Here is a 23391-nt window from a genome sequence, read left to right on the forward strand (position 1 = left end):
CGCTAGAGCAGGATCTGCTCGATGGGGCCGATGCCGAAGAAGATCACGAACGCCCCCGCCACCGCCCACATCAGCGGATGGATCTCCCGCGCCCGGCCCTGGATGGTGCGGACCAGGACGAAGGCGATAAACCCGGCGCCCAGGCCGTTGGCAATCGAGTAGGTGAACGGCATGAGGGTGAAGGTCAGGAACGCGGGGATGGCGATCCCCCAGTCCTGCCAGTCGATCCGGCCCACCTGGGAGACCATCATGAAGCCCACGACCACCAGGGCGGGCGCCACGGCTTCGAAGGGCACGAGGCTGATCAACGGGGTGACGAACATCGCCAGCAGGAACAGGACGCCGGTCACGATGTTTGCGATGCCGGTGCGCGCGCCTTCCCCGATGCCTGCCCCGGACTCGACGTAGATCTGGTTTGAGGACACCGAGCCGGCGCCGCCGGCGACAGCGCCGAGGGCGTCGACGATCAGGACCCGGTTGACGCCGGGGATGTTGCCGCGGGCGTCGACGAGCTTCGCCTCGTTGGCCAGGCCCACCATGGTGCCCATGGCGTCGAAGAAGATGCTGAGCAGGATCGTGAAGGTCAGCAGCAGCGCGGCCGTGGCTCCCAGGTGGCCGAACGCCCCGAACGGGCTGACGTTGCCGAGCAGTCCGAGGTCCGGAGCTCCGACCCAGGCGCCCGTCGGCAGTTCGGGAACGACCAGCGACCACCCCTGCGGGTTCGGGTCCTGGCCCGGGATGAAGCTCGGGCCGATGTCGGCGACGGCTTCAATGATCACGGCGAGGGCCGTGGCGGCGAGGACGCCGATGAGGATCGCCCCGCGGACCCGCCGCACCACGAGGGCGATGGTCAGCACCAGGCCGAAAATAAAGACGACCGTTGGCCAGCCGAGCAGGACGCCCTCGAAGCCGAGGCCGACGGGCACGGTGGTCTGGGCTTCGTCGGGGATGCGCCGGACGAAGCCGGCGTTGACGAGCCCGATCAGCGCGATGAACAGCCCGATGCCGACGACGATGGCCGTCTTCAGGCTCTCCGGGACCGCGTTGAACACGGCGGTCCGGAAGCCGGTGAGCACCAGCAGCAGCATGGTGAGCCCGGCCAGCAGCACCAGGCCCATGATGTCGGGCCAGGTCAGTCCGGGGTTGGTGGCGACGGTGATCGCGACAAAGGCGTTGACCCCGAGGCCGGTCGCGAGCGCGAACGGGTACCGGGCCCAGGCGCCCATCGTGATGGTGAGGATACCCGCGACCAGGGCCGTCACCGCGGCGACCCGTTCAAAGCCGAGCTCGGTGCCCGAGGCGTCGGCCCCGGAGAGGATCAGCGGGTTCAGGACGACGATGTAGCTCATCGCGAAGAAGGTCGCCACGCCGCCGCGGATTTCCCGCGAATAGGTGGATCCCCGGGAGGTGACCTCGAAGTAGCGGTCGAGCGCCGAACCCGTCTTGAGCATGATCAATCCTTGGAGAGGAGGAAGGGAAACCGAGCAGATTCTATCCCGGCGCCGGCCAATCACCCATGGGTTACGCCGGCGCGGAGCGTAGGCTGAAGCCATGGTTTTCTCCGCTTTCAGCCCCTCCCGCCTCCACCGCAGCCGGCGGACCTCCGCCGGCCGGGCCCGCACCGTCCTGACCCGCGCCGTCCTGGCCCCGGGGCTCATCCTGCTGGTCCTCCTCGGCCTGGCGGCCGGACCGGCGGCCGCCCACGACGACCTGTCGGGCAGCAACCCGGCCGACGGCGCAACCGTTGCCGCGGTTCCTGGAGCGATCGAGCTCACCTTCTCGAGTGTCCCCTCGGGCCTTGGTGCGCAGGTTGAGGTGCTTGACGCCAAGGGTAAGTCCTGGTCCGACGGGCCCGTTCGGATCACGGACAACACTGCGGAGCAGAGCGTGCGCGCGGGGGCCCCGGCAGGGGAGTACACGGTCAACTGGCGGGTGGTGTCCTCGGACTCCCACCCCATCGAGGGGGTCCTGACCTTCACCGCTGAGTCCGGAACCTCGGCCGCGCCGGATTCGGCGGGCACGGCCGTGCCGATCGCGCCCGCCGAGGCGGAGGAGGAGACGCCGCAGGCCGCTGGAACGGACGACTTCCCCTGGAGCATTGCGGTCATGGCCATCGTGCTGCTCGCGCTCGCCGCGGTGCTTGCCACAACGGCCCGGAAGCGGCTGGGCGCCAACCGGTAGCCCGCACCGGGAGTGCCTAGACGGAACTGGTGATACGGCCCCTGCCGGCCTGGCCCGAGGCGGCGATGGTGTCGCTGACGAGCTTCGCCTGACGCGCAATCTCCCGCGTCGTCGGGGTGAGCACCTCGCCCACGCCCACCAGATGAAGGCCGATCGCGGCCAGGGCCGCGCGGAAGTCAGCGCCGATGGCGATTCCGAGTGAGCGCAGGAACCGGCGCAGCTGGTTCTGCGGATACTTGGTCAGCACCACATGATCGGCCAGCAGCACGCCGTCGGCGGTCTGGATGGCCCACTTCTTGCTTGAGGGGACACGCGCCGGAAGGAGGGTGGAGTGCCCGATGATGCTGAGATCCTCGCAACGCGTCGCGCTCCGGACATCGAGGCAGTGGCTCGAGGCATAGGCCCTGAGCAGGCGCAGCAGTTCGGACCTCTCCGACAGGGAGACGGAGTCGCTCATCACCGTGCGCAGCGGGCCGGAGTCGAGGCAGTCGACCCCTTCGACGACGATCGAGTCGATGCCGTGGCGGCTCAGTTCGCTGGCGACGGCAAGTCCCGGCAGCCCGGAGCCGATCACAACCGTGGTGGTCAGTTCTGCCGCCGTGGACGCCTCGGGCAGGGCATGCGCTGGGTCCGGCGGCAGCAAATCCACGACGAAGTACCTCCGGTTCGAAGAAGAGCACAGTACGGCCCGGCGCCTCTTCCGGGCCGTACTGATTCCCGGCCGCGAACGGGTCGGACGGGAACCGAAGCGCGGAGCAGCACGCCGAACGGCGGACCTCCGGGTCTCGATTTCACGAAGCCTATATAACTTTTTGCACCGTGAATAGACCAAGGTGCCGGAGTAGGCTACAAATATTGACAACCGGCCCCGGGTCGGGGTCGGGCGGTGAGCAAAGGGGCGTGCCATGAGTACCTCGCAGGGCGATCATCCGGCCGAAGCGTCGGTCCGATCCGGAATCGTTGTGGGTGTTGACGGCTCCGACCAGAGCGTCTGCGCCCTGCTGTGGGCAGCGCAGGAAGCCGAGCGGCGCCGGTCGCCCCTGTACGTGGTGACCGCCTACACCGTGCCGGTCTTCGCCGCCTCAAGCATGGACGCCGGCTACGCGACGGTTGATGACTCGGTCATCCGCGAGGGGGCCCGCGCCGTCCTCGATGAGGCGGTGGCCCACCTGTCCGGCAGGGGACTTGAGGTCATCCCGCGGATCGAGACCGGCGACGCCGCCGGAGTGCTTCTCGACCTCTCGGCCGAGGCCGACCTCGTCGTCGTGGGTTCCCGCGGCAGGGGAGGCTTCGTCGGGCGGCTCCTGGGGTCGGTCAGCAGCGCCCTCCCGGCCCACGCCAAGAGTCCAACGGTAATCGTCCCGCTCTCGTGCGCGCCGCGCTTCGGACAGCCTCAGCTTGTGGGCAGGTCCAAGGGCGAGCCCGGCCCGCCGGCGTCGGGGATCGAACGGGTCGTCGTCGTCGGCGTCGACGGCTCCGAGCAGGCACGGCGGGCGTCGCTCGCGGCCGCCGAGGAAGCCGTCTCCCGCGGCATCCCGCTGCGGGTCATTTGTTCCATCCCCCCGTTCAACGGTTCGCTGGCATGGGTGCCGGCACCCCTGGACCGGGAGGCGCTGCACGCGGACATCACCGTTCAGCTTGAGGCGGGCCGGAATTGGCTGCAGAGCCACTTCCCGGGCCTGGAGATCACCGTGGAGCAGCTCGACGGGCCGCCGGCGGAAGTGCTCATCAACGCCTCACGAACGGCCGAGCTGCTGGTGGTCGGCACGCGCGGCCGCGGAGGGTTTACCGGCATGCTGATGGGCTCGACCAGCCAGGGCGTGCTGCACCATGCCAAGGGGCCGGTGATGGTGGTTCCGGACAGTGAGGATCCGCGCCTGCTGGACCGCAGTTCCTTCGGGCCCATGATCCCGCCGGTGGGCTGAGCCGCCCCTCTCCGGAAAACCGGCGCCCGCCGGGCTAGCCCCAGCCGAGTTCGTGCAGGCGGTCGTCGTCGATGCCGAAGTGGTGGGCCACCTCATGGATGACCGTGATGAGGATCTGCTCGACGAGTTCCTCCCGGGTGGAGCACATGCGCATCAGCGGCTGGCGGAAGATGCTGATGCGGTCCGGCAGGGACCCGGCGTCCCACCACGAGTCACGTTCCGTCAGCGGCACCCCCTCGTACAGGCCCAGCAGGTCCGGGTCCGGTTCGTCGCCCGGGCCCGGCTCGTACTCCTCCACGACGAAGATCGCCACATTGTTCATGGCACGGGCGAGGTCCTCGGGAATCGAGTCGATGGCGTCATCCACGGCCGCCTCGAAGTCGGCAAGGCTCATGTCGATAGGCACGCTTCGACTGTATCCGCGCCGCGCGCCGGTTTTGGCGGCACGAAACGCAGCGCCGATGCATTTTGGAAATTCCAGAGTAAGGACCTATAGTTTTATAGGTCCACAGCGGGGGGTTTTCGCCCAGTGTGGTCCGGGCCCCCATCGTCTAGCGGCCTAGGACACCGCCCTTTCACGGCGGCGGCACGGGTTCGAATCCCGTTGGGGGTACGCAGGATCCACCGGTTTCGGTGGTCATTCGCACGGCAGAGATGCTGGTAGGATGAAACTCTTGCAAAAATGAAAGTGCAAGATAGCAAGGCCCTGTAGCGCAGTTGGTTAGCGCGCCGCCCTGTCACGGCGGAGGTCGCGGGTTCAAGTCCCGTCAGGGTCGCTCAGGCGGCAGGCGAAAGCAGTGCCGGTTTGATGCGGTGATCATCAAGAGATGGTTGCACGGCTCTGTAGCTCAGTTGGTAGAGCGTTCGACTGAAAATCGAAAGGTCACCGGATCGACGCCGGTCGGAGCCACCAGCAAAACCCCCGGATCACCGGGGGTTTTCTCGTTTAAGAGCGCCCTCAAGAGGCGGCCTGGGGCTGTTCAGCAGCCCTGCCGCACGATGGTCACCTCCGTGTCCGTAATGCGGACCAGGGCCGAGGCGATGTTGTTGTCCCGGGTCACCTCGGTGAGCAGCTTTTCCGGATCCACTTCGGCCTCAACACAAAAGTTGCCCGGTATCTCCAATCCCTTCAGTTCGATGTACTGGCCTTCCAGGTACCAGTCGTAGACGTCGACCCAGCCCTCGGTCAGGCCCTGACGGACCTCGAGTGCTTCATCTTCCTCGTACGCGCCGCAGTCGAAATTGTCCGGGTTGTACCGGGAAGGTTTTCCGCCAAGGTTGCCGTCGTCGATAAGGCACCAGCCCTCCTTATGCGACCCCGTCCACTCCGAACCTCCCTCGGGCCTCATCCTGTACCTCTCAAAGTCCTGGAAGTGGAAATGCTCGTGACCGTCGAAGGTCTCGTAGCGCAGGATGGCATCCGTATCCACTTCCCGGGTGGAGCCGTCTTCAAGGAGGATGTTCTGCTTCACCTTGAGATCGGGGGTCATTGTGTTCTTCCGCTCACCGGTTACATCGACCGGACCCGGGCCGTTGTTGATGACGTCGGTGTCGAACCGGAGAACCCGCTCGTCCCCCTCGTACGCCAGACGGAACGTCTCAAGCGGCAGCATGGCCATGTCGGGCAGGACGTCGGCGGCCGGCTCGGAGGCCGCAGTCCCAGGAACTGATTCGGACGGGGATGGTTCGGCGCTTGGCTCGGTCGTGCTGGGCGGGCCCTGCGTGGTGCAGGAACAGGTGATAAGGGCGACCGTCACCGCCAGAAGGGATCGCCGAACGGGGCTTGAAAGGGACATCTCTTACCTCCCGACTGGGCGGGTTTTGCCCAGGAGCTGTGGGCGGGGTTTTGCCCAGGAGCTGGAGGATCCGGCTCGGAACCGCCATGATGCAGAGACTAGTCCGGCCGGGATGCCAAGTACACAAAAGAGGCGAATTCAGAAGGCGCTTGCGGGCGGCAAAATAGGTGTCCTGCGCTCCGTGCCCCTCCACGGCGCATCGGTGCCCGCCGAGCGGCATGAGGGCAGCGGCCGCGCCGGATCCGGCACGGCCCGGGTCCTCTCCTCCAACCCTGACAAGGGCTTAGGCTGGGCAGAGACGAAAGGTGCGCGCGCATGGACCCGCTTCCCACGGAACCCCCTCTTCCTTCTACCGCCATGGGATCGGCACCCGGGCGGACGGTGATCGCAGACCCGGCGGCCGTCCGGATCGCCGCCGTCGCGGCCCGCTCGGTGCCGGGCGTGTACGCACTTGGCGGCGGCGCCGGCCGGGCGCTGGGGGCGCTCCGTGACGCCGTCGGCGCGGCCGAGCCGGTCCAGGGCGTGCGCGTGGAGGTTGGCCAGACGCAGGTCGCGGTCGATGTCAGCCTCGTCGCCGAGTACGGCTACCCGCTGCACCGGCTGGCCGACGCCGTCCGGGGGGCCGTATACCAGGCCGTCAGCGACCTCGTCGGACTCGAGGTGATCGAGGTCAACGTCGAGGTCAGCGACGTGCATGTGCCGGGGCTGAACGACGTTCGCTCCAGCGAGAAAACCCGAGCCCTCGGCTCCACCCAGCTCTGACCCGTCCGATGGAGGACTTTTCATGACACCGACAGTCACCGGCATGGCGGCCGGGGCGGTTCTCGCCTTCGCCGGCCTCGCCTTTGGATTCTGGGGCTTCCTGCTGACGGCCCTGCTGATGGGGACCGGGGCGCTGCTGGGACGCAGCGCCGAAGGCAAGCTCGATTTCCGCGGCGTCCGGGATGCCCTCACCGGGCGCCGATCGTCTTCGTGAGCACCGCAGCGGTCCGCACGCCCGAGCCGGCGGCCTCCCCTCGCGTCGCCGGGCACAACCGGATCACCACCCAGGCACTCGTTAGTACGGCTCAGGCCGCCGCCGCGGAGCACTTCGGGGTTCAGGCGGGCCAGGTCCGCGCGGTGTACACCGACGACGGCGGCCTGCTCGCCCTTGAACTGTCACTGCCCGTGCCCATCCCGCCGCTGGCGCGCCTGGCCGCGGAGCCTTTCCTCCCTGCGCCTTCCGGCGGATCGGTCCTTGAACGGGCCCGGCACGCGAAGGCCGGCATCCTTGCGACGGTGGCCACCCTCACCGGTACCCGCCTCAGCCGCGTCGATATCAGGGTCATTGGGACGGCTTCGGTGCAGGGCCGGGTCCGATGAGCGGGACCACAGGTTCCGCGAACAGGGTGACGGCCCACGCCCTTCGGCGGGAACTCCACGCCTCCCGTGCCGTCCCCTCGGTCATCACGGGCATCCTCGTCGCGGCCGCCTGCATCCTGCTGTTCCTTGAGGCGGTCCTGAAGGCGGTCGGGGACCCGCCGTTCCTGATCGACCTAGAAAAGGTGGCGGCGGCATTGGGCCGCCTGCCCGGCCTCCTGCCCGCGTCCGTCCTGGTTCCGGCGGGCCTGCTGGTGTTCGTTCTCGGCCTGGTCCTTGCCCTCGCAGCCCTCCTTCCGGGCCGGCGGGCCCGCTATGCGGTGCCCAACGCCAGGGCCGCCGTGGTGGTCGATGCCGAGATCCTGGCCGCGACGCTGGCCCGGCGCGCCCGCCTGGCCGCCGGCGTCGGCCCCGAGCAGGTACTGGTCACCGTGGGGCGGCGTCGAGTTGAGGTCTCCGTGCGCCCGACCTCCGGTATCCCCGTGGACGCCGAGGCGGTGCGGTGGGCCGTCGAGGAGGATCTCCGCGGCACGGTGGCCGAGCCGTTCCCCACCGTCCAGGTGTCGATCGCCCCGAGCGGGGTGATCGGACAGTGAATTCGACCCCCCGCGCGCTCAACCGGATCCTGCTGGGGCTGTTCGGCCTTGTGCTCATGGCCGCCGGGGCCGCCACGGCGGCCGCGGCATTGATCCCGGAGGCAGCCCGGACCTGGCGGGCCGTCTCCTCCAGTGCCGCAGCCGGAACCCGCTCGCTCGGAGTGCGCGGCGGCGAGGACTGGCTGTGGATCCTGCTGGCCCTAATATTCCTGCTGCTGGCCACGCTGATGATCATCTGGCTGGCCGTGCAGGGACGGGGGAGGACCGGCGACTTCATCAAAGACGGCGGGCAGGAGCCAGGGGAGGCGGCCGGAACTGTCACCATCACGGCGGCTGCGGCCGAGCAGGCGCTCAAGGTGGCGCTGCAGGACCGGCGCGACCTCGTGAACGCCGCCGTGACGACCTGGCGGTTCCGCGGCACCTCCGCGCTGCGCATCCGGGTCTATCCGCGGCAGGGAGCCGCGCCCGCACGGGTCGCGGAGGAGGTCGCGGGGCTCGTCGAGGCGCTCGACGTCGTCCTGGGCCACCGCGCACCGGTGCTGATCAGCATCAGTGCCGGCGCCCGCGCCCGTTTCACGCACGCGGACCGGGTCAGCTGAACCAGCCCCCGGTCCGCAGCCGTCCCTCCGTCGTGCCGCACCCGGATCCCCGGGCACCGGCGCTCGGGACCCGGTGGTGAGGAGAGTCACGATTCGATATCGAAGGGGCGCCCGGGGCCGCCCTGAGTTGCCGCGGTCTTACGTAAGCGCTTACTCTCGGGAGATCAATCTGGTGAGGCGGCGGCACGGTTGGTTTCAGGGTCCGATGGTGGACCCGGAGCACACCGATGCGTGCTGCCAGACAAAGGAGTCTCTTTAATGCCACAGTTTCGCACCAAGAAAGCGCTGGCGCCGCTCGCGGCTCTGAGCGTCCTGACGCTCGCACTCTCCGCCTGCGGATCCGGCGGATCCGGTGAAGCCGGCGGCGGCGGAGACGCCGACTGCTCCCTCTACGAAGCCTACGGAGAGCACGAAGGCACCGAGGTCAGCGTCTACTCCACGATCGTCGACGTCGAGGCAGAGCTGCTCGAAAACTCCTGGGCCGACTTCGCCGAATGCACCGGCATCGAGGTCGCTTACGAAGGGTCGAAGGAATTCGAGACCCAGATCGGCGTCCGCGCCAAGGCCGGCAACCCGCCGGACCTTGCCATCTTCCCGCAGCCGGGCCTGCTCGCCGCCCAGGCGGAGAACCTGAAGCCGGCACCCCAGGAGGTCTCCGACCTCGTTGACGAGGGCTGGTCCGAGGACTGGAAGAAGTACGGCACGGTCGACGGAACCTTCTACGCCGCCCCTATGCTCGCGAACATCAAGGGCTACGTCTGGTACGTCCCGGCCACCTTCGAGGAGAAGGGCTGGGAAGTTCCCAAGACCTGGGACGAGATGATGGAGCTGACCGAGAAGATCGCCAGCGAAGAAGAGGAAATGAAGCCCTGGTGCGCCGGCTTCGAATCCGGCGAGGCAACCGGCTGGCCGGGAACCGACTGGGTCGAAGACGCAGTGCTCCGCGATCACGGCCCCGAGGTCTACGACCAGTGGGTCGCCCACGAGATTCCGTTCAACGACCCGAAGATCGTCGAGTCCTTCGACAAGGTCGGGGAGATCCTCAAGAACGACGACTACGTCAACGGCGGCTTCGGAGACTCGCGCTCCATCCTGTCGACGGCCTTCGCCGAGGCGGGCCAGCCCGTCCTCGACGGCGCCTGCGCCATGCACCACCAGGCCTCCTTCCAGGCAGCCAACTGGCCCGAAGGCACCGAGGTGGCCGAGGACGGCGACGTCTGGGCCTTCATGACCCCTCCCGTTGACCCCGCCGATGGCACCGCCATCACCGGTGGCGGCGAAATGGTCGGTGCCTACGCGGACCGCCCCGAGGTCGTTGCCCTGCAGTCGTACATGGCGAGTGCCGAGTTCGCCAACGCCCGCGTTGAGCAGGGCGGTGCGATCAGCGCCAACAAGGGACTTGATCCCGAGCTCGCTGGATCGGACCTCGACCGCCAGTCGATCGAGCTGCTCCAGGACCCCGAGACGGTCTTCCGCTTCGACGCCTCCGACCTCATGCCCGGCGCCGTCGGTGCCAACTCCTTCTGGAGCGGCATCGTGAACTGGATCAACGGCGACGAGACCAAGAAGGTCACGGACTCGGTCGAAAGCAGCTGGCCGAGCTCGTAGTTCGACGCATCTAACGCCGTCGGCTGTTCCCCTCGGGGGCCGGCCGGCGGCGTTAGTGCCCTCCGGCACCGCGCCGGCTGCCGCACACGTGCGCATGCCCCCGCGTCCGGACCGTTCATCGTTTCATCCACCAGGCGCACCAAGGAGGCTGGGCTGTGGAAGATATAGCAGAAAAAGGTTTACAGGTGGTGGTGGCTCTCGCCATCTTCGCCGCCATCATCGGCGTGATTATGCTCATCGTCGACCGGGCACCGAAATCCGCCCGGGAAAAGGTCCAGATCGCCGGGTTCCTCACCCCGGCCCTCATCCTGCTCGCGGTCGGGCTGGTGTACCCGGCGCTGCAGACGACGTACCTCTCGTTCACCAACGCGGCCGGGGAATTCATCGGCCTGGACAACTTCGTGTGGATGTTCACCCAGCCCGAGGCCCTGATCACCCTGCGCAACACCGTTATCTGGGTGGTCCTGGTGCCCCTGCTGGCCTCGTCGATCGGCCTCGCCTACGCGGTCTTCATCGACAAGGCCCGCGGCGAGAAGGCGCTCAAGGCGCTCGTGTTCATGCCCATGGCTATCTCCTTCGTCGGTGCCGGCGTCATCTGGCGCTTCGTCTACGCCTACAAGGGAGCCGAGGCGGACCAGATCGGCCTGGTCAACCAGATCCTGGTCTGGTTCGGGCAGACGCCCAAGCAGTTCCTCCTCGATGCCCCCGAGAACACCTTCTTCCTGATCGCCGTCATGATCTGGATCCAGACCGGGTTCGCCATGGTGGTGCTGTCCGCCGCCATCAAGGGCATCCCCACCGAAATCATCGAGGCCGCCCGGCTCGACGGCGCCAGCGCGTGGCAGCAGTTCAGGAACGTCACGATCCCGACCATCCGCGGCTCCCTGATCGTCGTCGTCACCACCATCACCATCGGCACCCTCAAGGTGTTCGACATCGTGCGCACCATGACGGCCGGACAGTACGAAACCTCGGTGGTCGCAAACGAGATGTACACCCAGGCGTTCCGCGCCGGCGAGCCCGGCCGCGGCGCCGCCCTCGCGCTGGTCCTGTTCCTGATGGTCCTGCCGGTCGTCGTCTACAACGCGCGGTTGCTCCGCCAGCAGAAGGAGATCCGATGAGCGCCATTCCCGCCGAGAACACCAACAAGGTCTTTCCGGAGCTCCAGGACATCGAGACGGCGGAACGCCCGCCGATCCAGCGGCGGGTCCGCCAGCGGCTGACCTCCCGCGGTGCGACGGCGGCCGCCGTCATCATCGCCGTGATCTGGACGATTCCGACCTTCGGCCTGTTCGTCTCATCGTTCCGCCCCGAGGACAACATCAAGGGCAACGGCTGGTGGAACGTCTTCACCGACTGGCAGTTCACCCTCGCCAACTACGAGGACGTCCTGGCTCCGGGGGGAAGCCAGTCGCCGAACCTTGGCTCCTACTTCGTGAACTCCCTCGCCATCGTCATTCCGGGGACCATCTTCACCCTGGTCATCGGCGCCATGGCGGCGTACATGTTCGCGTGGGGCAGATTCCGCGGCAAGGACGGACTGTTCATCTTCGTCTTCGCCCTGCAGATCGTGCCGCTGCAGATGGCACTGATCCCGCTGCTGCAGCTGTTCACCCAGGTCCTGAAGATCGGGGACCTGCAGCTGTTCCCCAGCGGCACCTACGCCCAGCTGTGGGTCGCCCACACCATCTTCGGGCTCCCGCTGGCGATCTTCCTGCTTCACAACTTCATCGCGGAAATCCCCGGTGAGGTGATCGAAGCGGCGCGGGTCGACGGCGCCGGGCACAGCACGATCTTCTGGCGGATCATCATCCCCCTGGCCACGCCGGCGCTCGCCTCCTTCGGAATCTTCCAGTTCCTGTGGTTGTGGAACGACCTGCTGGTCGCGCTGGTCTTCTCCGGCGGCGGTGCCGACGTCGCGCCGATCACCCAGCGGCTCGCCGAGCTCCAGGGCTCCCGGGGCGGCGAGTGGCAGCGGCTTACGGCCGGTGCGTTCGTCTCGATCCTCATTCCGCTGGCGGTCTTCTTCGGGCTGCAGAGGTACTTCGTCCGTGGGCTGCTGGCGGGTGGCCTCAAGGGGTAACTCCGGTGACGAGCATCGAAGATGTTGCGAAGTCGCTGGGGGTCTCCACCGCAACGGTCTCGCGCGCCCTTCGTGGACTGCCCGGGGTCTCGCCGAGCACCCGCTCCCGCGTGGAGCAGGAGGCGCAGAACCTCGGGTACGTCCCGTCGTCGGCGGCAGCGGGGCTGGCCTCGGGGCGCACCATGGCCCTGGGGGTCCTGCTGCCGCAGATCGAGCGGTGGTACTTCTCGGCCGTCCTCGAGGGGGTTGACCGGCGGCTCCGGGCGGCAGGCTACGACCTGGTGCTGTTCAGCCTCGGCGGGTCCGGCGTCAACCGGGGGCGGGTGTTCCACCGCTCCATCCTGCGCAAGCGCATCGATGGGCTGCTGGTGCTCTGCCTTGAACTGACCGACTCCGAGCGATCCTCCCTCCTCGAACTGGAGTCGCCCACCATCGTGGTGGGCGGCGCCGTCGAGGGCGTGCGCCATGTGGGGATCGACGACAGCGCCGCCGCCCGCGACGCCGTGGAACACCTCATCGGCCTGGGGCACACCCGCATCGGCCACCTGCGCGGTGGGGGGTCCTTCGGCATCGACTTCCAGGTCCCGCGGATCCGTGAAACGGCCTACCGGCGCACCATGGCCGACCATGGCCTCGAAATCCGTCCGGAATGGGAGGTCTTCGGCGACTTCCGGTTCAAGGAAGGCCTCGCCGGGGCCCTGCAGATGCTCGCCGATCCCGGGAACCGGCCGACGGCGGTCTTCTGCTCCTCCGACGAGATGGCCTTCGGCGTGCTGCGGGCGGCGGTGGAACTGGGCATCGATGTGCCGGGCGAGCTCTCGGTGATTGGTATCGACGACCACGAGTTTTCCGACCCCATGGGCCTGACCACCATCCGGCAAAGCCCCAACGAGCAGGGTGACTTCGCGGCGGGCATCCTGCTGGACGAACTCCAGGGCCATCCCGCCGCCGACGTCATTCCGGTCCAGCCGCATGAGCTGATCGTGCGCGCCTCGACGGGGCCCGTGCCGCGCTGAGCCGGGCTGGTGCAGCGGGGTCTGCCCACTGACCAGGGCCGGTCACTTGGCAGACCGGGCCAGTGACAAGCTCATGCCCACTGAGCACGGCCGGTCAGTGGGCAGGTTCGACACGGAGCGTGAAACCGCGGGGCTGCCCCGTGGCACGGACTGTCCACCACCAGCGGGGGAGAGTGATCCCCTGCGTCAGGAGGCGCGGGCGAGCTGCCGGATCGGAATCCAGCGCGAGGCCAGCCTGCGGTAGGACGCGGCTGCGCCGGTCATGTCCGCCTCGGCGAGGCTTTCGATCCCGATCCGCACATCGTGCGGTGACTCGTCGGGGAACACCCGGTCGGCGACGGCACCGTAGTCGATCTCCACAATGGCGTCCCGGCGGAACACCTCGAGCCACTGCGTGAGCTCGGTCAGCTCCTCGAGCAGGTCCAGTTCGGGGGCGCCGATGGCCAGCTGCGCGATGGCGTGCCGGGCCCGGTCGATGCACTCGTGCACCCTCGCCGAGATGCGGACCGTGCTCACCCTGCCGTTGTCCTCGATGACCTCCGTCAGGTCGTCCTCGTGGATGAGCACGAACCAGGCGAAGGGCACGCCCCAGGTGGCCGAGCGGGTGTGGAGCTTCGCTACGGAATCCGCGAAGGTGTCCGGGTCGAGCCGGGCCTGCTGGGCCTCGCGGGCCGCCTCGGGCACGAGGACGTCGACGAGCGGGCCGCGCAGGGTCGCGTCGAGGGACTCGGCGGCGAGGGTGGTGCGGACCGAGAGCTGGTTCGGGCAGTAGTAGGGGGTGGTGCTGCCGCTGTTCCCGGGGAAGTGGAGGACCCGGACCAGGTCGGGTTCGTGGTGCGGGAACGGGTCCGACACCGTGCGGGTGACCCGGCGCAGCGACTGCTCGTAGTCGAGCTGCTCGGTGATGCGGCGGCCGCGCGAGCGCTGTTCGAGGATGGCGAGCTGCTGGGCGTCGTCGAAGGCGTCGAGGGGCTCGTACACCCGCAGGAACGAGACGTACGGAAACGGCCGGGCAATTCCGGTGGGGCGGCGGCGGGTCACTGTCCGTCGAGCTCCACGATCACGGGCGCGTGGTCCGAGGCGCCCTTGCCCTTGCGTTCCTCCCGGTCGATCGAGGCGTTGGCCACCCGCGCGGCGAGGGCGGGGGAGCCGAGCACGAAGTCGATTCTCATGCCCTCCTTCTTCGGGAAGCGCAGCTGCGTGTAGTCCCAGTAGGTGTAGACGCCGGGCCCGGGGGTGAAGGGGCGTGCGACATCGGCGAAGCCGGCGTCGAGGAACCCCTGGAAGGCACTCCGTTCGGGCGGGCTGACGTGGGTGTGTCCGCCGTTGACGAAGAAGTCGATGTCCCACACGTCCTCGTCCTGCGGGGCGATGTTCCAGTCGCCCATGAGGGCGATCTGCGCCTCCGGGTCCGCGGCCACCCACTCCTTGGCGTGCTGACGGAGTACGTCGAGCCACTGGAGCTTGTAGGGCATGTGCGGGTCGTCGAGGGAGCGCCCGTTGGGCACGTAGAGGCTCCAGACGCGGATTCCGTTGCAGGTCGCGCCGATGGCGCGGGCCTCCTGGACGGGTTCAATCCCGGGCTTGGCGAAGGCGGGCTGGCCCGGAAAGGTGCGTTCCACGTCGTCGAGTCCCACCCGGGAGGCGATGGCCACGCCGTTCCACTGGCTCAGCCCGAAGTGGGCCACCTCGTAGCCGGCGTTCTCGAACATCTCCCACGGAAAGTTCTCGTCCTTGCACTTGGTCTCCTGAATGGCCAAGACGTCGACGTCGGAGCGGCCGAGCCACGCCTCGACTCGGTCGGCGCGGGCACGGAGGGAGTTGACGTTCCAGGTGGCGATCTTCACGGGCACTAGGTTATCAACGGGTTGCTTCAGCCCCGCCACCAGGAATCAAAAAGGGTGACCGGCACGGTGCGTTTGTGGCGGGTGATCCAGTAACGGTGTTCAATGGCCGCCGCTGCAGCCTCGGTGACCTCGCGCCCCTCGAGGTAGTCATCGATCTGGTCGTAAGTCAGGCCGAGTTCCTTCTCGTCGGCCTGGCCGGGCGCGTCGTCGAGCAGATCTGCCGTCGGAACCTTGTTGTACAGCGCCTCGGGGGCTCCGAGTTCCTTCAGCAGCGCCCGGTTCTGGCGCTTGTTCAGCCCGAACAGCGGCAGGATGTCGGCTCCGCCGTCGCCGTACTTGGTGAAGAAGCCTGTGACGGACTCCGCGCCGTGGTCGGTGCCGAGGACCAAAAGGTTGTGCTGCCCGGCGAGGGCGTACTGGGCCACCATGCGGGCGCGGGCCTTGATGTTGCCCTTGTTGAAGTCCGAAATCTTCTCGCCGGTGGTCTTCACATACTCGTCTTGGAAGCCGTCGACGGCGGGAGCGACGTTGTACTCGCGCGTGCTGCGCGGCTCGATGAACGCGAGGGCGGCCTGGGCGTCCTCCTCGTCCTTCTGGGCGTTGTAGGGCAGGCGGACGGCGATGAAGTCGGCGTCCACGCCCTCGGAGCGCAGCTCATCGACGGCGAGTTGGGCAAGCTTGCCGGCGAGGGTCGAGTCGAGCCCGCCGCTGATGCCGAGGACGAACCCGTTCGTCCGGCTCGCGCGGAGGTAATCCTTGAGGAAAGCCACGCGTTTCCGGATCTCCCCTGCGGGGTCGATGGTGGGGCGCACGCCCAGTTCCTCGATGATCTTCGCCTGGAGTTTCCGCATGTGCTCAGGCTACTACGCGCGCGTTTCGGGGGCGTTACGCCGGGGCGGGCCTGCGCGCGGCACGGCTTCCGCCGAGGGGCACCACGAGGGGACGCCCGGAGACGGGGTCCTCGATGAGGCGGGCGGAGAGCCCGAACACCTCAAAGAGCAGTTCGGACGTGAGGATGTCCCCGGGGTGGCCCTGCGCGAGAATGCGGCCGTCCTTCATGGCGACCAGGACGTCCGCGTACCGGGCGGCGAGGTTGAGGTCGTGAAGCACCATGACGACCGTGCGCCCGTGGTCGTCCCGGAGGCGCTCGACGAGGTCGAGGACGTCGACGGCGTGGGCGAGGTCCAGGTACGTCGTCGGTTCGTCGAGCAGCAGCAGGTCCGTGCCTTGGGCCAGCGCCATGGAGATCCACGCGCGCTGGCGCTGGCCACCGGAGAGGTCCTCGAGGCGCCGGTCCGCGGAGTCGAGCATGTCCGTCCAGCACAGGGCCTGGGCGACGACGTCCTCGTCCTCCGGGGACCACTGGCGCAGCCAGCTCTGGTGCGGCTGCCTGCCGCGGGCCACCAGGTCGCCGACGGTGAGCCCCTCAGGCGCGCTGGGTGCCTGGGGGAGCAGGCCAAGGTGGCGGGCGACCTCCCGGGTGGGCATCCGATCAATCGCCTTGCCGTCAAGGAGCACGGCCCCCGCGGAGGGCCGCAGGAGCCGGGCCAGGCCGCGGAGCAGGGTGCTCTTGCCACAGCCGTTGGAGCCGACGACGGCGGTGATCATTCCCGGCGGCACCTCGAAGCTGAGCCCGCCGACAATTTCGGTTCCACCGTAGGAAAGGGTCAACCGGTCGGCCTGGAGGCGGCTGGATGGCTGGATCATGCGTTGGACCTCCGGTTGGCGGCGACGAGCAGATGGATCAGGTACGGGGCCCCGAGGGCGGCGGTGACGATGCCCACGGGCAGTTCGACCGGCAGCGCGGTGCGGGCCAGGAGGTCCGCGGCGAGGACGAGCGCCGCCCCGGTCAGCCCCGCCGTCACCGGCGGCGGGGCGGCGCGTCCGAGCAGGCGCAGGGCGATCTGGGGTGCCGCCAGCGCCACGAACGCCACCGGGCCGGCGGCAGCCGTCGCGCCTGCGGCGAGGACGACGGCGGCGGCCACCAGCAGGGCCATGCCCAGCTGGACCCGCCGGCCGAGCGAGCGGGCGGTGTCGTACCCGAGCTGGAGTGCCGCAAGGCGCGGCCCGAAGACCGGTGCGGCGGCGAGCACCGCCAGGACCACCACGGCGAGCGGGAGCACCGAGTCCCAGGCGCGGCCGTTGAGTGAACCGGTCAGCCACACCGTGGCCTGCGTGGCCTCGGTCAGGTTGGCCCGGAGGAGCAGGTAGGTGGTGAGGGAGGTGCCGAGGCCAGCGATCGCCAGGCCGATCAGTGCAAGGCGCAGCCCGTCGATGCCGTCCCGCCAGGCCAGCAGGTAGACGAGCAGCGCCGCGCCCAGGGCCCCGACGAGCGCCGCGGCCGGCACCCCGAGCAGGGCCAGGGGACCGGCCGCGCCGCCCAGGACGATGAGGGTGACGGCGCCGGCACCGGCTCCGGCGCTGATACCCAGCAGGTCGGGGCTGGCGAGGGGATTGCGGGCCACTGCCTGGGTGATGGCCCCGGCCATGCCCAGGGCGAACCCCACCAGCGCGCCGGCCGCCGCGCGGGGCAGGCGCAGCTCGAGGACTACGACCCGGTCCAGTTCCTCGCCACCGCCGCCGAGGACGCGCAGCACGTCGGTCAGGGGCAGGGGAAAGTCGCCGCGGGTGGCGCCCAGACACATCAGGACGGCCGACACGAGCAGCAGGGCCGCGCACACGGCGGCGGTGCGCGGGTGCCACACCCCGCTCACCGGTCCAATGCGGAGCGGGTTCCGCCCCGGGACGGCGGGCCGGGCGGGGCCGGCCCGCGCGGGCCCCGCGCTCACAGGGCCACCAGCCGTCGGCGACGGATGAGGTGGATGAAGAACGGTGCGCCCACAGCGGCGAGCACGATGCCGACCTGCAGTTCGCCCGGAGGCGCGGCGAGGCGGCCGGCGACGTCGGCAAGGAGCAGCACGCTGGCCCCGAGCAGGGCCGAGGCGGGCAGCAGCGACCGGTGGTCCGGCCCGGTGGCGGCGCGGGCGAGGTGCGGAACGATCAGGCCGAGGAAGCCGATGGGCCCGGCGGCGGCGACGGCGGCACCGGCCAGCAGCGTCACGGCCGCCACCCCCGTGACCCGGGCCCGGCCCACATGCAGTCCGAGGGTGCGGGCGACGTCCTCCCCGAGGCCCAGCGAGTTGAGCGCCGGGGCGTTGGCGAAGGCCAGCACGGTCCCCAGCAGGAGGAACGGCAGCAGCGGGAACAGGACGTCGTTTCCCCTGCCGGCGAGTGATCCGGCGGCCCAGAACCGGAAGCCGTCGAGGCTGTCCGGGTCAAGGAGCACCAGGGCGCTCGTCAGGGCCCCCAGCAGGGCGCTCACGGCGGCGCCCGCCAGTGCGAGGGTCACCGGCGTTGACCGTCCCCGCCCGCTTGCCCCGAGCAGGAAGACGACGACGCTGGCGGCCAGGGCTCCGGCAAAGGCGAACCAGACGTATCCGCCGGGCAGCCTCAGGTCGAGGGCGTAGATGCTCAGCACCACGCCGAAGGCGGCGCCGGCACTGACCCCCAGCAGGCCGGGGTCGGCGATGGGATTTCGGGTGTGGCCCTGGATAAGGGCTCCGGCCAGGCCCAGCGCCGCCCCTACGGCCAGCCCCACGAGGGTCCGCGGGACACGCAGGGTGCGTACGATGACGTGCTCGTCGCTGCTTTCGGGTGCCACCAGGGCCCGCCACACCTCGTCGAAGGCGATGTTCTGGGCCCCGATGGCGAGGCTGAGCAGGGCGCAGAGACCGGCGAGCAGGGACAGCAGCGCGAACAGCACCGCGCGTCCCCGCCAGGTGTTCACGGGCAGCCGGGTACGGACGGGAGCCGCAAAGGACTCCGTTGCGGCCGGCGCGGTCGCCCTCACCGGGAAATCAGCCCAGCCGGTCCTGCAGCATCTGCAGGTTCAACGGGACGGTCAGGACGCTGTCGAAGTAGCTGGCCTCGGATTCCTCGACGCTGAGTTCGATCACCTTGCCGGTCTTCACCGCGGGGATGCGCTTCCAGATCTCCTGCTCCTTCAGGGCGCGGTAGGGTCCGTCGTCGCCGAAGTCCTGAACGAGGAGGACGTCGGCGTCGATGTCGGCCAGTTTCTCCAGCGAGACGGTGTCAACGGCCTCTCCAGGCGTTCCGGCCTTCGGGAAGGGGGCCAGGCCGAGGGAGGGGGCGAGCTTGCCGAGCGGCGAGGCGTCGTTGAGCCGGTAGATCTCGGGGCCCTCGAAAACGGTGATGGCCTGGACCTTCAGCCCCTTGCTCCCGGAGAGCGCCTTTGCCGCGTCCTCGACGGCGGCCTCGTTTTCGGCGACCAGTTCGGCCGCCTTTTCGGTGGTGCCGGTGGCCTCGCTGACCTGCCGCAGGTTGTCCTTCCAGTCGATGAAACTCGTGACCACCGTGGGCGCCAAGGCGCTGTACTGGGCGAGGTTCTCCTTGGTGGCGAACCCTGCCTGCACCACCAGCAGGTCCGGCTTCCATGCGGCGATGCGCTCGAAGCTCACCTCGGTGCCGGCCAGGTCGTAGGACTCGATTTCCGCGCCTCCGGCCGCTTCGATCCAGGGGCGGATCGGGTCGTTGCGCTTGCCGAATCCCACGGGTTCGACGCCGAGGGCCAGCAGGGAAGCGAGTTCGCCGCCGTCGGTGACGGCGACGACGCGCTCCGGGCGCTCCGGAATGGTGGTCTCGCCGAGTTCGTGCTGCACCACACGCGGGAAGGAGTCGGAATCCCCGGTCTCCGGCGCCGTGTCAGTGGCTCCGCCGGCGTCCTGCGGACCGCAGCCGGCAAGGGCAACGGCGGCTGCCAGCAGAAGCGCGGGAAGGCGGGCGGACCGCAGGCGGGACAGGGGCGAAGCTGGCATAGGGAACTCCGGACAGGATGCGGGAAACAACGGGAAAGTAAGGTAAGTCAACCCTAACATCGGGTGTCCGCCTCGGGCCTTCCCGGGCCGGGCGCAGCGGTCCCGGGGACTCGATAGACTCGGTTCATGACCGCCGACATCCCGCCCGCCGACACCTCAGCTCCTGCCGCCGACCGCGCCCGGCTCCTCGAACTTATTAAGGAACTAGCCGTGGTGCATGAGAAGGTGACGCTTTCCAGCGGAGTCGAGGCCGACTACTACATCGACCTGCGCCGGATCACCCTCCACCACGAGGCCTCCCCGCTCGTCGGGCGCGTTATGCTCCGGCTCCTGGATGACGCGGGAATCGACTTCCAGAGCGCGGGCGGACTCACCATGGGCGCGGACCCGGTAGGCACCGCGCTGATGCACGTCGCGGCGCAGGCCGGGCGCCCTATTGACGCCTTCGTCGTCCGGAAGGCCTCGAAGACCCACGGCATGGGACGCCAGGTCGAGGGGCCCGACGTCGCCGGCCGGCCCGTAGTCGTCCTTGAGGACACCTCGACCACGGGGGGATCGGCGCTGACCGCCGTCGAAGGCGTCCGGAAGGCAGGCGGTGACGTGCGCGCGGTCGCCGTCATCGTCGACCGGAACACCGGTTCGCGGGAGCGGATCGAAGCCGAAGCGGGAGTTCCCTACCTCTACGCCTTCGGGAAGGAAGAACTCGGCCTCGGCTGAGGTGCCGGCGGCTGCCGGCGGAAGTGCTTGGGGACGACATCTGGACTGACGGGAGGCGATCGATCCGCCATGGATGATGCCCGCCGCCTGCTGGGCGACGCCAGCGAGGTCGGTGCCTTCTCCCGCAGGGCCTTCCTGACCGGGTCCTCCCTCGGCCTGGCGCTCGCCGCGGATCTCGTCCTCACCCGCAGGATCCAGAAGGAGCGCGAGAACCTGCGCCTGCTCCCCGTGCCCGACGACGGTGCGCGGGCCGCATTCCCGCACTCGCGCTGGGTGCTTTTCCCCGGCTACAAGACCAGCTGGGAGGAGGCCCTCTGGATCCTCAATTCGCTGCGGCCCACGCTGTCACGTCGGGCGCAGATGGCCACCGTGGGGTACTCGAACCGCGGGCTGGACGTGAGCAATATCGTCGCGGAGCTGAACCGGTACGTGCGGAACTTCCAACTGGAGAAGCTCTACTTCTACGGGCACAGCTTCGGTGGGATGGTTGCCGTCGAGGTTGCGGCCCGGCTTGCCGACCGCGGCATCCCCGTCGAGCTGATCGTGCTCGACTCGAGCCCCCACACGAAATTCGACGTGCTCGAACAGGAAATGTTCGAGGGCGTCGTGTTCCTGTATGAGGCCGGGTACCGCATCCCCACAGTGGTGCGTGGCGGGTATGAACTCGGTGAGCGGATTGCCCACAAGAACGAACGGACCTGGCGCAAGATCATCGACCAGACCTTCGAACAGCTCTCGCCGCTGGCACCCAGCAGCGTCCTGATCCAGTCGCAGGCCTCCTACATCTACCACTTTGACCCGACGCGGTTCCGGAACGCCCTGGGTTCAACGCAGCTGGCGTTCCTCGGGAATCCGCAGGACACCGTGGTCAACTACGGCACGGCACGGGCCGGCTGGGCCGAGATTTTCCCGCGGAACCTCATTCTGAGCGACCTGGTGACAGAAGGGGCCCGCCCGGCCCACGCGAGCCCGCAGTGGAACCCGCTGACGTACCGTCCGCTGCTGCAGCAGGTCCAGGAGCAGCTCATTCCGCTGCCCCGGGGCGGCGGCCGCGCCACAGTGACGTGACCGGCAAGGGCGCGACCCGCAGCGACCCGGTGTCGTACCTGCTGGCACGGACCCGGCCACTGCTCCGGGCCCGGAAGGTGTCGACGCCCTAGAAGGTGTCGATCAGGTCCGCGACCGAGTTGACCACCTGGGCCGGCCGGAAGGGGTAGGCGTCAATGTCTTCGCGCTGGGTGATCCCGCTGAGCACCAGGACTGTGTGGAGGCCCGCTTCCATGCCGGCAATGATGTCGGTGTCCATCCGGTCACCGATCATCGCGGTGGTTTCCGAGTGCGCCTCGATCTGGTTCATGGCCGAACGGAACATCATCGGGTTGGGTTTGCCGACGATGTAGGGGTCCCGGTTCGTCGCCGCGGTGATCAGTGCCGCGATCGCCCCGGTGGCGGGCAGCACGCCCTCCTTGGACGGGCCGGTGACGTCGGGGTTCGTCGCGATGAACCGTGCGCCCTCGAGGATCAGCCGGATGGCCATGGTGATGGCCTCGAACGAATAGGTGCGGGTCTCCCCGAGCACCACGTAGTCGGGGTTAGTGTCGGTGAGCACGAACCCGGCCTCGTGAAGGGCCGTCGTGAGGCCGGCCTCGCCGATCACGTAGGCGCGGGCGCCCGGCAGCTGCCCTTTGAGGAATTCGGCCGTCGCCATTGCAGAGGTCCACAGGTTCTCCTCGGGGATCTCGAGGCCCGATGCCGCCAGCCGCGCCGCGAGGTCGCGAGGGGTGTAGATCGAGTTGTTCGTCAGCACGAGGAACCGTTTCGAGGTGGCGACCCAGCGCTCGATCAGCTCCGCGGCTCCGGGAATCGGATGGTTCTCGTGAACCAGTACGCCGTCCATGTCCGTCAGCCAGCACTCAATGTAGTCGTTGTTGCGCATCTGCTTCCTTCGGTGGGCCGGGCGGGGAATCCGGGTCAGTCTTTCACCTTAGGCTTGAGAGGTGAAAAATCGAGGCGAAAACGACGACGCGGCCCCGCAGGGGCGCGGACAGGACACCCCGCCGGCAGGGGTCCTGAACGGTGCCGCACCGGTGGGCGTGGGGCCCTGGGAGGGCGAGCTGCCCTCGGGGCCGCAGTGGGATCCGGAGCTGCTTGAGGCGGGGGACACCCGCAATGTGGTGGACGCCTACCGGTACTGGAACCACGAGGCTATCGTCGCCGACCTTGACACCCGCCGGCACCCGTTCCACGTCGCCATCGAGAACTGGCAGCACGACCTGAACATCGGCTCCGTGGTCCGCACCGCGAACGCCTTCCTCGCCGCCGAGGTGCACATCATCGGACGGCGCCGCTGGAACCGCCGCGGGGCCATGGTGACCGACCGCTACCAGCACGTCCGCCACCATCCGACGGTCGAGGACTTCGTGGCCTGGGCGGGCGCGGAGGGCCTGGCGGTCATCGGCATCGACAACTTTCCCGATTCGGTGCCGCTTGAGACCTTCGACCTGCCCGAACGCTGCGTCCTCGTCTTCGGGCAGGAGGGCCCGGGGCTGACGCCGGAGATCCACGCCGCCGCCCAGGCGACCCTCTCCATCGCCCAGTTCGGCTCAACGCGGTCGATCAACGCGTCGGCGGCCGCAGCTATCGCCATGCACGGCTGGATCCGCCGGCACGTGTTCGACCAGCGGGTCTGAGCGCCGGGCCCGACGCCAGCCGGGTCTCTGCGCGGCAGGTCTGAACCCAGGCCGAAGGGCACCGCACCGATTAGCCCTGCGGGGGCTGGGGCGGGTGGCTAGGATGGAAACGACCGCACGGGGTGCTTTCCGCCCGGCG

At 68.8% G+C, this 23391-nt stretch carries 26 protein-coding genes and 3 tRNA genes; 17 read left to right on the plus strand and 12 right to left on the minus strand.

What is annotated here, in order from left to right; translation table 11 throughout:
- Positions 1-2: 2 nt before the first annotated feature.
- Positions 3-1451 carry an NCS2 family permease gene (locus tag E2F48_RS13020; RefSeq protein WP_133404397.1) on the minus strand — a complete coding sequence of 483 codons (1449 nt, stop codon included), beginning with the start codon at positions 1449-1451 and terminating at the stop codon, positions 3-5.
- Between the two features lie 100 nt (positions 1452-1551).
- Between E2F48_RS13020 and E2F48_RS13025 the strand changes: the two genes are divergently transcribed.
- On the plus strand, positions 1552-2181 hold the full coding sequence (locus E2F48_RS13025; RefSeq protein ID WP_133404398.1) for a copper resistance CopC family protein: 630 nt from the start codon (positions 1552-1554) through the stop codon (positions 2179-2181).
- 16 nt (positions 2182-2197) lie between these two features.
- On the opposite strand, the gene E2F48_RS13030 is transcribed toward E2F48_RS13025, so the two are convergent.
- Positions 2198-2830 (minus strand): FAD-dependent monooxygenase, encoded by a 633-nt coding sequence (locus E2F48_RS13030; RefSeq protein ID WP_246018975.1) that lies wholly within the window; start codon positions 2828-2830, stop codon positions 2198-2200.
- A gap of 256 nt (positions 2831-3086) precedes the next feature.
- Between E2F48_RS13030 and E2F48_RS13035 the strand changes: the two genes are divergently transcribed.
- Complete coding sequence (locus E2F48_RS13035) at positions 3087-4106, plus strand: universal stress protein (protein WP_133404399.1); 1020 nt, start codon at positions 3087-3089, stop codon at positions 4104-4106.
- Positions 4107-4140: 34 nt separating this feature from the next.
- On the opposite strand, the gene E2F48_RS13040 is transcribed toward E2F48_RS13035, so the two are convergent.
- The gene (locus E2F48_RS13040; protein ID WP_120165793.1) at positions 4141-4500 is read right to left on the minus strand and encodes a metallopeptidase family protein; all 360 of its coding nucleotides are present in this window, start codon (positions 4498-4500) and stop codon (positions 4141-4143) included.
- A gap of 146 nt (positions 4501-4646) precedes the next feature.
- Between E2F48_RS13040 and E2F48_RS13045 the strand changes: the two genes are divergently transcribed.
- From E2F48_RS13045 to E2F48_RS13055, 3 genes are all read left to right on the plus strand, one after another.
- Positions 4647-4719, plus strand: a tRNA-Glu gene (locus E2F48_RS13045).
- 89 nt (positions 4720-4808) lie between these two features.
- Positions 4809-4882 (plus strand) — tRNA-Asp (locus E2F48_RS13050).
- A gap of 61 nt (positions 4883-4943) precedes the next feature.
- Positions 4944-5019, plus strand: a tRNA-Phe gene (locus E2F48_RS13055).
- Positions 5020-5086: 67 nt separating this feature from the next.
- Here E2F48_RS13055 and E2F48_RS13060 read toward each other — a convergent pair.
- Entirely contained in the window at positions 5087-5902 is an 816-nt protein-coding gene (locus tag E2F48_RS13060) for a lysyl oxidase family protein (protein ID WP_133404400.1), read from the minus strand.
- Between the two features lie 357 nt (positions 5903-6259).
- Between E2F48_RS13060 and E2F48_RS13065 the strand changes: the two genes are divergently transcribed.
- The 9 genes from E2F48_RS13065 (at position 6260) to E2F48_RS13105 (ending at position 13163) form a co-directional block, all read left to right on the plus strand.
- Positions 6260-6664 carry an Asp23/Gls24 family envelope stress response protein gene (locus E2F48_RS13065; RefSeq protein ID WP_246018977.1) on the plus strand — a complete coding sequence of 135 codons (405 nt, stop codon included), beginning with the start codon at positions 6260-6262 and terminating at the stop codon, positions 6662-6664.
- Between the two features lie 22 nt (positions 6665-6686).
- Positions 6687-6878, plus strand: a complete 192-nt coding sequence (locus E2F48_RS13070; protein ID WP_133404402.1) for a DUF2273 domain-containing protein — start codon at positions 6687-6689, stop codon at positions 6876-6878.
- Complete coding sequence (locus E2F48_RS13075) at positions 6875-7264, plus strand: hypothetical protein (protein ID WP_133404403.1); 390 nt, start codon at positions 6875-6877, stop codon at positions 7262-7264. Before E2F48_RS13070 ends, E2F48_RS13075 begins: the two co-directional genes overlap by 4 nt.
- Complete coding sequence (locus E2F48_RS13080) at positions 7261-7857, plus strand: DUF6286 domain-containing protein (protein WP_133404404.1); 597 nt, start codon at positions 7261-7263, stop codon at positions 7855-7857. Before E2F48_RS13075 ends, E2F48_RS13080 begins: the two co-directional genes overlap by 4 nt.
- A complete protein-coding gene (locus tag E2F48_RS13085; protein WP_133404405.1) occupies positions 7854-8456 on the plus strand; it encodes a hypothetical protein in 603 nt (200 codons plus the stop codon). The genes E2F48_RS13080 and E2F48_RS13085 overlap by 4 nt, the downstream gene beginning before the upstream one ends.
- A gap of 258 nt (positions 8457-8714) precedes the next feature.
- Positions 8715-10064, plus strand: coding sequence for an ABC transporter substrate-binding protein (locus tag E2F48_RS13090; RefSeq protein ID WP_133404406.1), 1350 nt, complete (start codon positions 8715-8717; stop codon positions 10062-10064).
- A 155-nt stretch (positions 10065-10219) separates the two neighbouring features.
- Entirely contained in the window at positions 10220-11185 is a 966-nt protein-coding gene (locus E2F48_RS13095) for a carbohydrate ABC transporter permease (protein ID WP_133404407.1), read from the plus strand.
- A complete protein-coding gene (locus E2F48_RS13100) occupies positions 11182-12147 on the plus strand; it encodes a carbohydrate ABC transporter permease (RefSeq protein WP_133404408.1) in 966 nt (321 codons plus the stop codon). The genes E2F48_RS13095 and E2F48_RS13100 overlap by 4 nt, the downstream gene beginning before the upstream one ends.
- Before the next feature lie 5 nt (positions 12148-12152).
- Complete coding sequence (locus E2F48_RS13105; RefSeq protein ID WP_133404409.1) at positions 12153-13163, plus strand: LacI family DNA-binding transcriptional regulator; 1011 nt, start codon at positions 12153-12155, stop codon at positions 13161-13163.
- A gap of 186 nt (positions 13164-13349) precedes the next feature.
- On the opposite strand, the gene E2F48_RS13110 is transcribed toward E2F48_RS13105, so the two are convergent.
- Genes E2F48_RS13110 through E2F48_RS13140 form a run of 7 tightly spaced genes read right to left on the minus strand, consistent with a single transcriptional unit; the run spans position 13350 to position 19845 of the window.
- The gene (locus E2F48_RS13110) at positions 13350-14204 is read right to left on the minus strand and encodes a DUF8083 family protein (protein WP_246018979.1); all 855 of its coding nucleotides are present in this window, start codon (positions 14202-14204) and stop codon (positions 13350-13352) included.
- Positions 14201-15010 carry an exodeoxyribonuclease III gene (locus E2F48_RS13115; RefSeq protein WP_133404410.1) on the minus strand — a complete coding sequence of 270 codons (810 nt, stop codon included), beginning with the start codon at positions 15008-15010 and terminating at the stop codon, positions 14201-14203. Before E2F48_RS13115 ends, E2F48_RS13110 begins: the two co-directional genes overlap by 4 nt.
- Positions 15011-15036: 26 nt before the next feature.
- Positions 15037-15861: an ammonia-dependent NAD(+) synthetase gene (gene nadE, locus E2F48_RS13120; protein WP_133404411.1), complete on the minus strand. Its 825-nt coding sequence runs from the start codon at positions 15859-15861 to the stop codon at positions 15037-15039.
- A 34-nt stretch (positions 15862-15895) separates the two neighbouring features.
- Positions 15896-16717 (minus strand): ABC transporter ATP-binding protein, encoded by an 822-nt coding sequence (locus E2F48_RS13125; protein WP_133404412.1) that lies wholly within the window; start codon positions 16715-16717, stop codon positions 15896-15898.
- The gene (locus tag E2F48_RS13130; RefSeq protein WP_133404413.1) at positions 16714-17799 is read right to left on the minus strand and encodes a FecCD family ABC transporter permease; all 1086 of its coding nucleotides are present in this window, start codon (positions 17797-17799) and stop codon (positions 16714-16716) included. The genes E2F48_RS13125 and E2F48_RS13130 overlap by 4 nt, the downstream gene beginning before the upstream one ends.
- A complete protein-coding gene (locus E2F48_RS13135) occupies positions 17796-18860 on the minus strand; it encodes a FecCD family ABC transporter permease (protein WP_165968764.1) in 1065 nt (354 codons plus the stop codon). Before E2F48_RS13135 ends, E2F48_RS13130 begins: the two co-directional genes overlap by 4 nt.
- A 7-nt stretch (positions 18861-18867) precedes the next feature.
- The gene (locus E2F48_RS13140; RefSeq protein WP_165968765.1) at positions 18868-19845 is read right to left on the minus strand and encodes an ABC transporter substrate-binding protein; all 978 of its coding nucleotides are present in this window, start codon (positions 19843-19845) and stop codon (positions 18868-18870) included.
- 126 nt (positions 19846-19971) lie between these two features.
- Between E2F48_RS13140 and pyrE the strand changes: the two genes are divergently transcribed.
- Positions 19972-20562, plus strand: a complete 591-nt coding sequence (pyrE, locus tag E2F48_RS13145) for an orotate phosphoribosyltransferase (protein ID WP_133404415.1) — start codon at positions 19972-19974, stop codon at positions 20560-20562.
- Between the two features lie 69 nt (positions 20563-20631).
- Positions 20632-21630 (plus strand): thioesterase domain-containing protein, encoded by a 999-nt coding sequence (locus E2F48_RS13150; RefSeq protein ID WP_133404416.1) that lies wholly within the window; start codon positions 20632-20634, stop codon positions 21628-21630.
- Positions 21631-21718: 88 nt separating this feature from the next.
- Here E2F48_RS13150 and E2F48_RS13155 read toward each other — a convergent pair whose 3' ends face one another.
- Positions 21719-22498, minus strand: coding sequence for an HAD-IIA family hydrolase (locus E2F48_RS13155; RefSeq protein WP_133404417.1), 780 nt, complete (start codon positions 22496-22498; stop codon positions 21719-21721).
- A gap of 133 nt (positions 22499-22631) precedes the next feature.
- Here E2F48_RS13155 and E2F48_RS13160 point away from each other — a divergent pair, with 133 nt between their 5' ends.
- Entirely contained in the window at positions 22632-23252 is a 621-nt protein-coding gene (locus E2F48_RS13160; RefSeq protein WP_133404574.1) for a TrmH family RNA methyltransferase, read from the plus strand.
- The last annotated feature ends 139 nt before the right edge of the window (positions 23253-23391 follow it).

It is taken from the genome of Arthrobacter crusticola, from assembly GCF_004357995.1.
GTDB lineage: Bacteria > Actinomycetota > Actinomycetes > Actinomycetales > Micrococcaceae > Arthrobacter_D > Arthrobacter_D crusticola.